Here is an 11,803-nt window from a genome sequence, read left to right as displayed (position 1 = left end):
CGTGCCGTGCGGTAGGCGTCGGCCCACGGGTTCCTCCCTGTGCTCGTCCTCGTGCCTGCCGGGTCCGGCCCCGGCGCCCCGCGTCACAGGGCGCGCAGCGCGCGGTCGAGCACGCGCGTGCCGAAGTGGAGGGCGTCGACGGGTACGCGCTCGTCGACGCCGTGGAACATCGCCTGGTAGTCGAAGCCGGGCGGCAGCCGCAGCGGCATGAAGCCGTAGCCGGTCACCCCGAGCCGGGAGAACTGCTTGGCGTCGGTGCCGCCCGACATGCAGTAGGGGATCACGTGCGCGCCGGGGTCGAAGTGCAGCAGCGCCTCCCGCATGACGGCGAACGCCGGCCCGTCCACGGGGGCCTGGAGCGGGATCTCGTGGTGCAGGTGCTCCCAGTCGACGCCTGGCCCCGTGAGCCGGTCGAGGGTGTCGGTGAACTCCTGCTCGCCGCCGGGCAGGACCCGCCCGTCGACGTGCGCGCGGGCGCGCCCCGGGATGACGTTCACCTTGTAGCCGGCGTCCAGCATGGTGGGGTTGGCGCTGTTGCGCACGGTGGGCGCGATCAGCGCGGCGGCCGGGCCGATGCGCGCGAGCAGGTCGTCCACGCCTGCGGCGAGCGCGGCGGGGTCGTCGGCGTCGAGGTCGGGCAGCGGAACGCCGTACAGGCCGGCGAGTTCGGTCAGCGCGGCGCGGACGACGGGGGTCAGCCGGACCGGCCAGGTGTGCTCGCCGATGCGGGTGACGGCGGCGGACAGGCGCGTGACGGCGTTCTCGCGGTTGATCTTCGAGCCGTGGCCCGCCCGGCCGCCGGCGGTGAGGGTGAGCCACGCGGTGCCGCGTTCGCCCGCCGCCACCGGGTAGATGCGGCGGCCGTCGCCGGGGTGGAAGGTGAACGCGCCGGACTCGCCGATCGCCTCGGTGCAGCCCTCGAACAGTTCGGGCCGGTGCGCGACGAGGAAACCAGAGCCGTACTGGGCGGTGTCCTCCTCGTCGGCCGTGAAGGCCAGCACGATGTCCCGCGCCGGGCGCACGCCGGCGCGGGCCCAGGCGCGGACGACGGCCAGGACCATGGCGTCGGAGTCCTTCATGTCGACCGCGCCGCGCCCCCAGACGACGCCGTCGCGGATCTCGCCGGAGAAGGGGTGCACCTGCCACTCCCCCGGGTCGGCGGGCACGACGTCGAGGTGGCCGTGGACGAGGAGCGCGGGGGCGGCCGGGTCGGCGCCCGGCACACGCGCCACGACGTTCGTGCGCCCCGGGGCCTTCTCCAGCAGGAGCGGTTCGATCCCCGCCTCGGCCAGGCGGGCCGCGACGTACTCGGCCGCTTCGCGTTCCGTGCCGTCTCCGCCGCCCCGGTTGGTGGTGTCGAGGCGGATCAGGTCGGACGTGAACCTGACGGCCTCGTCGAGCGCCGTGGCGTCGATGTGCGGTGCCCCGCCGCCGGGTGCCGTGCCGTCGTGGGCGCCGTTGTCCTGCTCAGCCATACCATTCCTCCACCGCCGCGGATACCAGCGTTGTGACCGCCTTGAAACAGCGGATACCCTCGTACATCGACTCCGCCGTGAACGCCACGCGCAGCGGCTCCGTCCGCTCGACACCCGGCACGATGGCCGCCGCCCCGGCCAGGTGCTCCGCGTCGAACTCGACCTCGATCCGGCGCGCGACCCGCTCGGCCGGCGGGCGGCGCACGGCGTGCGCGACCGCGTCCGCCGCGGCGGCGCGGATGTCGGCGGCGGTCCGCGCGGGCGTGCGGCAGACGGCCGCGTAGCGCGACACGTAGTCCTTGACCGCGACGGCCGGCACGCCGGGCGCGTAGCCACCGGCGTCCAGGCACGTGCGGTCGTCGCCGGTGACCAGGACCACGGGGGTGCCGTACTCGGCGGCGACCAGCGCGTTCAGCAGGCCCTCGCTGGCGCGGACGCCGTCGACGAAGACGCCGGTGACCGAGTTCCCCAGGTAGGTGTGCGCGAGCACGCCCTCGTCGCCCGCGCCCGTGTGGTAGCCGATGAACGCCAGGCCGTCCACGTCGCCGCGCTGGACGCCCTCGACCATGCTGAGGTCCTTGTGGCGGCCGGTCAGCAACTCCGCGCGGTCGTCCAGCTGTTCGAGCAGCAGGTTGCGCATCGTCATGTGCGCCTCGTTGACCAGCACCTCGGTGGCGCCGCCGTCGAAGAAGCCCGCGATGGCGGCGTTGACGTCGGAGGTGAGCATGGGCCGGCAGCGCTGCCACTCCGGGGTGCCGGGGAGGCAGTCGGCGGGCCAGGTGACGCCGGTGGCCCCTTCCATGTCGGCCGAAACGAGAATCCGGGTCATGGGCCGTCACGTTACCCGCGGCGACCGACGACCAGCCAGTTCGACGGCAGGGTGACGGCCGTGCCGTCGGTGCCGCGCTCGGTGGTGGCCAGCGGCAGCGAACCGGCGGCGAGCACCGCGAGGCCGGCCGCGCGGAACAGGTCGGGCAGCCGCCCCTCGGTGAGGCCGGCCGGCGCGATGCCGTGCTCGAAGACGGCGGCCAGGGTGGGCGGCGGGCCGCCGGAACGCCGCAGCAGGCCGGCCAGGGCGGCCTTCGCCGCCTCGGAGGGCTCGACGACGAAGCCGCGCCCGCGCGCGCCGAGGAGCGCGGCGACGCCCGCGGCCAGCGCGGCCTGCCCGGCCGGCGGCGCCTGGTGCAGCACGCCGCGCAGGTAGACGTGGCTGTCGCCCAGCTCGCGGTGCAGCGCGCGCACGGCGTCCGCGTCGGCGGCGTCCAGCGTCCTGAACGCGGCCGGGCCCGCGCCCGCCGCGCGGCGGGCGCGGGCCACCGCCTCGGCCGACAGGTCGACACCGAGCACGGGCCCCGCGTGCCGCTCGGCCAGGAACACGGTCTGGGTCCCGTTGCCGCAGCCCACGTCGACCAGCGGCAGCGGCTGCGCCAGATGGGGGGCGAAGTGCGGCAGGTGCGCCGCCGCGACCTCGGCGGGCGCGGCGTCCCAGAACACGGTGTTGGGGCCGGGGGGCGCGGCGCGCCAGAAGCCGTCCCAGGCGCCGGCCGCCGCGGCGCCGGTCACGCGGCACCCCGCCCCCGGGCGCCGGGGCCCGGCCTGGTCAGGCTCTGCTCGAACCACACCGTCTTGCCCGGTCCGCCCGCGTGGCTGCCCCAGGCGCGGGCCAGCCGGCCGACGACGTTGAGGCCGCGGCCCGCGGCGTCGGACCCGCGGGCCTCGCGCAGCACCGGAAGCGCGGGCGAGCCGTCGGTGACCTCGCACAGCAGCGCGTCGGCGCGCACCAGGCGCAGCCCGATCGGCCCGGGGCCCGCGTGCCGCACGGCGTTGGTCACCAGCTCGCTGGCGAGCAGTTCCGCGGTGTCCGCGGCGAAGGACAGCCCCCAGTCGCTCAGCCGGTCGCGGACCAGCCGCCGCGCGCGGGACACCTCGGCGGGGTGGGTGTCCAACTGCCAGTGGGCGACATCGCCCGGCGGGATGCCGGCCAGCCGGGCCATCAGCAGCGCCACGTCGTCCTTGCGGTCCTCGGGCGCGGTCGCGGCGGCCAGGGCCCTGATGACGGCGTCGCAGGCGTCGTCCATGGCGGCGGCCGGGTGGGCGGCGGACTCGCACAGCGCGGCGAGCCCGACGCCGATGTCCTGGCCGCGGACCTCGACCAGGCCGTCGGTGCACATCACGAGCCGGTCGCCTGGCTCGACGGGCACCTCGACGGTGGTGAACGGGACCCGGCCGACCCCGATGGGCGCGCCCGTCGGCAGGTCGAGCAGGCGTCCCGTGCCGTCGGCCGCGGCGACGAGCACGGGCGGGATGTGCCCGGCGTTGGCGAGCCGCAGCACCGAGCGCACCGGGTCGTAGACGGCGTACAGGCAGGTGGCCAGGTAGTGGTCGCCGAGCCGCTGGGCGAGGTCGTCCAGGCCGCGCAGGAGCTGCGCCGGCTCGGTGCCGAGCGCGGCCATGGTCTGCACGGCCGTCCGCAACTGGCCCATCATGGCGGCCGAGTTGAGCCCGTGGCCCATGACGTCCCCGACGACCAGCGCGGTGCGGCAGCCGGGGAGCCTGATGGTGTCGAACCAGTCGCCGCCGACCCGGCCGAGGCTGGTGCCCGGCAGGTAGCGGGTGGCGACGTCGCAGCCGGCCATGCGGGGCTGGACGCGCGGCAGCATGCTGTCCTGGAGGGTGTCGGCGACGTTCTCCTGGAGCGTGTACATGCGGGCGTTGTCGAGCACGAGCCCGGCGCGCGCCGCGAGTTCCGCGCCGGTCACGCGGTCCATGTCGTTGAACTCCGGCCGCTCGGCGTGCCGCAGCAGGATCATGAAGCCGAGGACGACCTGCCGTGCCTTCAGCGGCACGATGAGCATGGAGCGGTGGGTGATCAGCGGCCGGATGTCGCGCTTCTCGAACTGCGCGGCGATGGCGTGGCCCATCTCCTCCGATACGCGCGGTACCAGGACCGGCTGACCGCTGGACATGCACTGGAAGAACGGGGTGTGTTCGGGAAACGGCATCGATTCCCCGATCGGGATCACGTCGTCCCAGCGCCCCGGTTCGTCGTTGTGCTCGACGGCGACGCGGTGCCACAGGGTGCGGGCGTCGGGCGGGCCGTCGGGGAAGCCCTCGCCCGCGACGACCTGTTCGCGCAGGTAGGTGCCGGCGACATCGGTGAAGCGGGGCACGACCGCGGCGCTGACCTCGCGGATGGTGCGGGCGAGGTCGAGCGAGGAACCGATGCGCCCGCTCACCTCGTTGAGGAATTCGAGGCGTTCGCGGACCGCCGCGTACTCCAGGTCGGACGCCAGCTCCGCCTCGGCCGCCGCCGCGGTCTCCTCGTCGTGCGCCGCCCTGGCCCGCTCCACCGCGCGGCGCAGCGCGTCGCGTCGGCGCACCCGCAGGGGCACGCCCCAGTCGGGGCTGACGGGCAGCCGGGCGTGGTGGCTGATGTCGAGGACGGGATAGCCGAGTTCGAGCACGCGGGCGGCGATGCGGGCGCTGTCGCGCGTGCTCATGCCGGGCAGGATGTCGGGCAGTTCGGCGGCGAGCCGGTCCGCCTCCGCGAACTCGGTGTGCGGGGCGAAGCCGGGGACGAGGCGCTCCTTGCGGCCCGGGCCCGCCGCCTCGACCCTGCTGCCGTCCGCGGCGAGCACCAGGACGCGGGCCGCCCCCGGACCGTGCAGCGGGTAGATCCACCACAGCACGTCGCGGGCGGCGCCGCCCGGCTCGGGGTCCCTGGTCCAGAAGCGGCCCGCCGTCGGCTGGGTCAGCTCGGTGGTCTCCGCGCCGAAGATGATCTCGACGCGCGTGTCGGGGTCGAGGGGCCCGCCGCCGTCCGGGGCGCCGGGCCACGGGTCGGCGGGAACGGCGTCGGGCCCGGGGTCGCGGTCGACGATGCCGGACACCGGCATGATCTCGGCGGCCGGCCGCCCCACCGCCTGTTCCCTTGCCGGGCCGAAGAGGCGGCGGGCGCCCGTGCTCCAGTGGGTGACGAGGCCGGCGCCGTCGACGACGACCACGGCGAGCGGTATCCGCCCCACAGCCTCCGGGGGCGGGGGATCCTCCTGCTGCGGGCGTTCGGGATCGGCGGTCACCGTCTCTCCTTCCGGGCCGGGAGCGACTCCACGTTACGCGGTCGGCAGGCCGGGGCGGGAGCGTACGGGTAAGGAGGTCGTGCGCCGGCGCGCTCAGAGGCCCGCGGCCACCCGCGCGCCGTCGGCACGCGCCGCCAACTCCCGGAGCGCCGCGCCCGCCGCGCTCCCCTCGGCCGCGCTGTACACGTACATCTGCTCGGCGGGGCCGCCGTCGGGCGCCGGCACGTGCAGCGTCTGGTAGTCGAGCGTCAGGCCGCCGACCGCCGGGTGGTGGAAGCGGCGCGTGCCGCCGCCGCAGACCAGCACGTCACCTGCCTTCCACCGATCCCTGAACTCCTCGCTGTCCCGCCCGAGTTCGGCCACGAGCCCGGCCAGTCGCCGGTCCTGCGGGTGGCGGCCCATGGCGTGCCTGAGCACCGCGGCGGTCTCCGAGGCGCGCTCGGCCCAGTCGGGGAAGAAGACGCGGGCGGCGGGATCGAGGAACGTGTACCGCGCGTGGTTGCGCCAGGGCGCGTCCCGCTGCGCGACCCGGCCGAACAGCTCGGAGCCCAGCCGGTTCCACGCCACGATGTCGAGCCGGTGGTTGGTGACGATGGCGGGCAGCCCCCGCAGGCCGTCCAGCACGCGCTGCACGGGCGCGCCGCGCTCCCCGGTTCGCGCCGGGCCGGCCGCGGCGCGCCGCGGGCGCGTGACGGCGAGCGTCCTCAAGTGCTCGCGCTCCGTGGCGTCGAGCTCAAGCGCCCGGGCCAGCGCGTCGAGCACGTCCGCCGAGGGCGCGGTGGACCGGCCCTGTTCGAGCCGCACGTAGTAGTCGACGCTGATGCCGGCGCGCTGCGCCAGCTCCTCCCTGCGCAGGCCGCGCACCCGGCGGCGGCCTCCGCCGGGAATCCCGATGCTCTCCGGCGTGACGCGGGCGCGGCGCGCCCGCAGGAAGGCGCCGAGCTGGTGGCCGTTGTCGTCCATGCGTTCCAGTATGCGCGCCGCCCGTTCCCTGGTAACGGCGTTACCAGGAACCGGCGGACCTGGCCCGGCCCCGCCCGGTGTGACACAACGGAGGGCATGGACTCCATCGAACCGACCCCCCTGGGCACCGGCGCACCGCGCCCCCCGGAAGGCGCGCCCGCGTCGGGACGCAACGTGCTGATCGTCACCGCGCATCCGGAGCCGCGCTCGCTGAACGCCTCGCTCGCCGGGTTCGCCGCCGCGGAACTCCGCGCGGCCGGCCACGAGGTCCGCGTGTCCGACCTGTACGCGATGAAGTGGAAGGCGGGCGTCGACGCGGACGACTTCCCCGCCCACGATCCGGCGGAACGGCTCGACGTGATGGCCGTCTCGGGGCGCGCGACGCGGGAGGGGCGCCTGGCGGCCGACATCGCGGCCGAGCAGGAGAAGCTGCTGTGGGCGGACGCCGTCATCCTCCAGTTCCCCCTGTGGTGGTTCTCGGTGCCCGCCGTGCTGAAGGGGTGGATCGACCGCGTGTTCACGTACGACTTCGGCTACGGCGGCAAGGACATGCCGCGCTACGGGGACGGCACGCTGGCCGGCCGCCGGGCGATGCTGTCCCTGACGGTCGGCGCGCGCGAGGACGCGTTCTCCGAGCGCGGCATCCACGGCCCCCTGAACGACGTCCTCTTCCCGTTGCAGCACGGGCTGCTGCACTACACCGGCATGGAGGTGCTCCAGCCGTTCGCCGTGTGGCACGCGATCGGGCTCGGGGACGAGGAGTACCGGGCGGCGCGGCAGGCGTACCGGGAGCGGCTGCGGACGCTGTTCACGGCGCCGCCGATCCCGTTCCGCCCGCTGCACGGCGGCGACTACACGCGGTCCCTGCGGCTGCGCCCGGGGCGTGAGGAGCCGGGCACCGGCGGATTCGCGCTGCACCTGCGCCCGGCACGGTGAGCGGCGTCAGCGCCCCATCTCGGCGGCCAGGTTGTCCAGCACGCGTTCGTAGATGCGGCTGAGCGCGCGGGGCGCGAAGATCTTCTCGAACACGCCCCCGATGCCGCCCGCGCCCTCCCAGGCGGTGTGGACGGTGACGAGCGTCCCGCCGCCCGACTCGGCCACCGTCCAGGTGGTGACGAGGGTGGAGTTGCGGTCGGCCTCGACCAGCTTGTGGTCCTCGGGCTCGGTCACATCGAGCAGGCATTCACGCACCCGCTTGGCGGAGGCGTGCAGCCGGAAGAAGACCACGGTTCCCTCGCCGTCGCCGCCCTCGCGGACCTCGTAGTCGGTGAACTGCTCGGGGAGCAGCCGCGGATGGACCTCCCGGTAGTCGGCGACGGCGTCCAGCACATCGTCCGGTGCCGCCTTGATCTCCCGCCGTGCGAGGACCTCGACCAGCGCCATGCGAACCCTCTCCTGCCTGTTGTCGGTCTCCGGCCGCCCAGTGTGTCAGTGCGCGGGCCGTCCCGCGGCCCCGAGGGCGGCACCCGCGGCCGGGGCGCGGGCGCGGGTGCGCCGGACGCGATGCTGGGCAGGCGTACCGGTATGAGATTCCTTCTGATCTGCGCGGTCCTGATCCTCGGCATCTACCTCCTCACCCGGTTGCGCCGCGGTCGCTGACCCGGCGCGCGGGGGCGGTCCGCGCCGATCAGCGGGCCGGTCCCGCCTTCGGGCCGGGATCTCGGCCGGCCGCACCGGCGCCTTCCTCCGCCCGCGCTCGTTCCGCCGCGACGCGCCCCCCGCCAGCGGTGGGCGCTGCGGTCCGTGGGCCTGCCGCCGTCGGGGCGGGCGTGGTGGTGCCGTGGCGGCGAAGGTAGGCAAGGACGGCGCGGACGCGGCGGTGGCCGCTGTCGCCGACCGACAGGCCGAGTTTGAGGAAGACGTTGCCGATGTGCTTGTGGACGGCGTTGTCGGTGATGACGAGCCATTGGGCGATGCCCGCGTTGTCGTGGCCTTCGGCCATGAGTGCGAGGACCTCGCGCTCGCGTGCCGTCAGGGCATCGACGGGGTCGCCGCGTGCGGCGAGGAGCTGGGCGATGACACACCGCCCCGACTTTGCACCCGGCACCGGGTGGAGCTATTCCAACACCGGCTACGTCCTGCTCGACCTGGTCATCGAGGAGGTCACAGGCCGCCCATGGCACCAGGAGGTCGAGGAGCGCATCCTGGAACCGCTCGGCATGGACCGGACCTACCTGCCGGGCAGCACCCCCGCCCTCCGTCGCCCCCATGCCAACGGCTACCAGGTCTTCCCCTCCGGCGAACGGGTCGACGTCTCCGAAGTGATCCTCCCCGACCCCGGCAGCTACGTCTCCACCACCGCGGACGTCAACCGCTTCTTCCAGGCCCTGCTCGGCGGCGAGCTGCTGCCCGGCGCACGGCTGGCCGAGATGCGGGAGACCGTTCCCGTGCCCGAGGAGATGCAGGTGTTCTGGCCGGGCGGCCGATACGGCCTCGGCCTGGTCGACCGGCCCCTCTCCTGCGGCGGGAGCTACTGGAGCCACGAGGGAGGTGACGGCGGCTACATCACCCTGAACGGCGCGACCGCCGACGGCAGCCGCACCGTCACCGTTTCCATGTCGACCGCCCTGGGCGACTCGCCCGACACCATGCTCGCCCAGGAGCGGGCCGCCAGTGCCCTCGTCGACCACGCGCTGTGCGACACCCCCGGCACCGGGCAGGACACGTAACGCCCTCCCGCACCCGGGCAGGTCGATGGCGTCGGCGGTCACCGGGCGCGGGCGTGTGACCGGTACGCCCCGAGGGCGGCGCGGCGGCCCGCTTGACACCCGGCATTCGAACATGTGTCCTATTCGGTGAGAACGGCACCGAGGAGGGCCCATGCGCTGGAACAACCTGAGCGACGACAGCAGGGCCGCCGCCCCGGCGCTCTTCGGCACCGATGTCGTCACCCGGACGTTCGACACGCCCGAGTTCCGCGGCATCACCTTCCACGAGGTGCGGGCGCGCTCGATCCTCAACCGCGTGCCCGGCGCCTCCCGGATGCCGTTCGACTGGACGCTGAACGCCTACCGCGGGTGCAGCCACGCGTGCGTGTACTGCTTCGCGCGCAAGACGCACAGCTACCTCGACCTGGACACAGGGGCCGATTTCGACTCCCAGATCGTCGTCAAGGTGAACGCCCCCGACCTGCTGCGCCGCGAACTGGGCGCGCCGCGCTGGCGCGGCGAGCACATCGCCATGGGCACGAACGTCGATTGCTACCAAAGGGCGGAGGGACGATATCGGTTGATGCCCGGCATCATCGAGGCGCTGCGCGACTACGCGAACCCGTTCTCCATCCTCACCAAGGGCACCCTGATCCTGCGCGACCTACCGCTGCTGCGGCAGGCCGCCGAGGTCACCGACGTCGGGATCTCGGTCTCCGTCGGCTTCGTCGACACCGCGCTGTGGCGCACGGTGGAGCCGGGCACGCCCGCGCCGGAACGCCGGCTCGACGTGGTGCGCGCCCTGGCCGCGCAGGGCATCGCGTGCGGCGTACTGATGGCCCCGGTCATCCCGTACCTGTCGGACTCCCCCGCCGCGCTCCGGGAGACGGTCAGGGCCATCGCCGCCTCGGGCGCCACCTCCGTGACCCCGCTCGCGCTGCACCTGCGGCCCGGCGCCAGGGAGTGGTTCATGCGCTGGCTCGCCGAGCACCACCCGCACCTGGTGCGCCGCTACCAGGTGCTCTACGCCGACGGCGCCTACGCGCCCACCTGGTACCAGCGGCGCATCACCGGGCAGGTGCACGAGCTGGCGGCCGAGTACGGCATGGGCCCCGCCAGGCCCGGGGCGCACCGCACCCCCGAGCCCGGCCCCGCGGCGGAAACGGCGCGGGAACGGTCCGCCGCCGCACCGCGCGGCACCCAGCTCACCCTGCTGTGACCGTGCCGATGTTCGCGGTGACGCCTCAGACCTTGCGGCCGACGGCCCCGAACTGGGCGACGGCGGGCGCGGGTTCACCGGTCGGCCGCCAGTGCGTGCACGGCACGAGGCCGGGCGGCAGCAGGTCGAGCCGCCGCAGCAGCCGCGCGAGGGCGGCGCGAGGGCGCGCGGTGATCGGGGGCGTGGCGTGGGCGTTCCAGAAGCCCATGGCCGCCTCGTTCGCCTCGCCGCCGAGTTCGAGCGTGGGATGGCTGAGGGCGAGGTAACTGCCCGGCGGCAGGCCGTCCACCAGGCGGTCGACGACGTCCGCGGCCTCGTCGTCGTCGAGCACGAAGTTCAGTATCCCCAGCAGCAGGACGGCCACCGGCCGGTCGAAGTCCAGCGTCCTGGCCGCGCCCCGCAGTATCGCCTCCGGCTCGCGGAGATCCGCGTCGAGATAGGCCGTCGCCCCCGCGGGGACCCCGACGAGCAGCGCCCTGGCGTGCGCGAGCACCAGCGGATCGTTGTCGACGTACACCACGCGCGCGTCCGGCGCGGCCCGCAGGGCGACCTCGTGCGTGTTCTGCGCGGTCGGCAGCCCCGTGCCGATGTCGATGAACTGCGCGACGTTCGCCGTCGTCGCGAGGTACCGCACCACGCGGGCCAGGAACTCCCGGTCGGCGCGCGCGACCTGGGCGATCTGCGGGTACAGCGCGCGCACCCGGTCGCCGACCTCCCGGTCGGCCAGGAAGTGGTCCCGGCCGCCCAGCCAGTAGTCCCAGACGCGTGCGGTGTGTGCCGGCTCGGCGTTGACGCTCATCCGCAGGATGATGGCACGCCCCGCGCGGCGCGGCCCCGGCCGGGAAGCCCACCGGCATCGGCGGGGCCGGCCGGGGCAGCCGATAGGGGGAGCACCGCCGTCGACGACGAGGAGAGACGATGCCGGACGAACTGCCGATCAGCTCAGCCGCGGACGAGTTCGAGCGACTCCTCGGCGAGGAGTCACCGGGCGCGGCGCTCACGCTCGCGCCGGTCCTCGACGCGTTCGCGCGCTTCGCCGGGGTCGCGTTCGACGTGCCGGACGCGCCGGACGCGGACGGGTGCGTCCTGACGCACGGGGTCACCGAGGGCCTTGAGGGGAAGACGTTCACGGTGCGCGTCAGCCGCGGGCTGCGTTCCCCCGGCGGCACGGAACCCGACCAGGTGCGGGTGTTCTGCGAGTTGGCCTACGAGGCGGCCGAGCCGTACGACGAGCTGGGCAGCCGGGCCGAGTCGTGGTTCCGCGGCTCGAACCCCGAGGACTTCGCGACCTGGTGGCGGGCCGTGACCGGCCCGCTGCGGGCCTCGGGACTCGACGACGCCTCGCCGAGCTCCGTGGAGATCGGGGCGGACGACGGCTCGGCGCCGGCCGGCTGACCGCCGCAGGCCCGCCCTCCCGGT

The 11,803-nt window shown here is 74.8% G+C and carries 11 protein-coding genes and 1 pseudogene; 4 read left to right on the top strand and 8 right to left on the bottom strand.

Annotated features, from left to right (window positions below):
• Positions 1-83 precede the first annotated feature (83 nt).
• The 5 genes from LC193_RS26045 to LC193_RS26025 form a co-directional block, all read right to left on the bottom strand.
• Positions 84-1,475, bottom strand: a complete 1,392-nt coding sequence (locus tag LC193_RS26045; protein ID WP_226077818.1) for a M20/M25/M40 family metallo-hydrolase — start codon at positions 1,473-1,475, stop codon at positions 84-86.
• Entirely contained in the window at positions 1,468-2,304 is an 837-nt protein-coding gene (locus LC193_RS26040) for a M55 family metallopeptidase (protein WP_226077817.1), read from the bottom strand. Before LC193_RS26040 ends, LC193_RS26045 begins: the two co-directional genes overlap by 8 nt.
• A gap of 11 nt (positions 2,305-2,315) precedes the next feature.
• Positions 2,316-3,038 carry a class I SAM-dependent methyltransferase gene (locus LC193_RS26035; RefSeq protein ID WP_226077816.1) on the bottom strand — a complete coding sequence of 241 codons (723 nt, stop codon included), beginning with the start codon at positions 3,036-3,038 and terminating at the stop codon, positions 2,316-2,318.
• Complete coding sequence (locus LC193_RS26030; protein WP_226077815.1) at positions 3,035-5,554, bottom strand: SpoIIE family protein phosphatase; 2,520 nt, start codon at positions 5,552-5,554, stop codon at positions 3,035-3,037. Before LC193_RS26030 ends, LC193_RS26035 begins: the two co-directional genes overlap by 4 nt.
• A gap of 93 nt (positions 5,555-5,647) precedes the next feature.
• A complete protein-coding gene (locus tag LC193_RS26025) occupies positions 5,648-6,517 on the bottom strand; it encodes a helix-turn-helix domain-containing protein (RefSeq protein ID WP_226077814.1) in 870 nt (289 codons plus the stop codon).
• Between the two features lie 96 nt (positions 6,518-6,613).
• On the opposite strand from LC193_RS26025, the gene LC193_RS26020 reads away from it, so the two are divergent.
• Complete coding sequence (locus LC193_RS26020) at positions 6,614-7,453, top strand: NAD(P)H-dependent oxidoreductase (RefSeq protein ID WP_226077813.1); 840 nt, start codon at positions 6,614-6,616, stop codon at positions 7,451-7,453.
• Positions 7,454-7,459: 6 nt separating this feature from the next.
• Here the strand turns inward: LC193_RS26020 and LC193_RS26015 are convergent, their stop codons facing one another.
• Together LC193_RS26015 and LC193_RS26010 are read right to left on the bottom strand one after the other, a co-directional pair.
• Positions 7,460-7,900 carry an SRPBCC family protein gene (locus tag LC193_RS26015; RefSeq protein WP_226077812.1) on the bottom strand — a complete coding sequence of 147 codons (441 nt, stop codon included), beginning with the start codon at positions 7,898-7,900 and terminating at the stop codon, positions 7,460-7,462.
• Between the two features lie 406 nt (positions 7,901-8,306).
• Positions 8,307-8,537, bottom strand: a pseudogene (locus LC193_RS26010) (LuxR C-terminal-related transcriptional regulator); the annotation flags it as partial.
• Between LC193_RS26010 and LC193_RS26005 the strand changes: the two are divergent.
• Together LC193_RS26005 and LC193_RS26000 are read left to right on the top strand one after the other, a co-directional pair.
• The gene (locus tag LC193_RS26005; RefSeq protein ID WP_318842186.1) at positions 8,431-9,186 is read left to right on the top strand and encodes a serine hydrolase domain-containing protein; all 756 of its coding nucleotides are present in this window, start codon (positions 8,431-8,433) and stop codon (positions 9,184-9,186) included. The pseudogene LC193_RS26010 and the gene LC193_RS26005 sit on opposite strands and share 107 nt — an antisense overlap.
• A 151-nt stretch (positions 9,187-9,337) precedes the next feature.
• Entirely contained in the window at positions 9,338-10,384 is a 1,047-nt protein-coding gene (locus tag LC193_RS26000; RefSeq protein ID WP_226077810.1) for an Rv2578c family radical SAM protein, read from the top strand.
• A 25-nt stretch (positions 10,385-10,409) separates the two neighbouring features.
• Here LC193_RS26000 and LC193_RS25995 read toward each other — a convergent pair whose 3' ends face one another.
• Entirely contained in the window at positions 10,410-11,183 is a 774-nt protein-coding gene (locus LC193_RS25995) for an SAM-dependent methyltransferase (protein WP_226077809.1), read from the bottom strand.
• Positions 11,184-11,302: 119 nt separating this feature from the next.
• Here LC193_RS25995 and LC193_RS25990 point away from each other — a divergent pair, with 119 nt between their 5' ends.
• Positions 11,303-11,779 (top strand): hypothetical protein, encoded by a 477-nt coding sequence (locus LC193_RS25990; protein ID WP_226077808.1) that lies wholly within the window; start codon positions 11,303-11,305, stop codon positions 11,777-11,779.
• Positions 11,780-11,803 lie beyond the last annotated feature (24 nt).

The organism is Streptomyces marincola (genome assembly GCF_020410765.1).
GTDB lineage: Bacteria > Actinomycetota > Actinomycetes > Streptomycetales > Streptomycetaceae > Streptomyces > Streptomyces marincola.
Note: the sequence above shows the minus strand (reverse complement) of the source record. Positions and strands in the feature narration are given on the sequence as shown.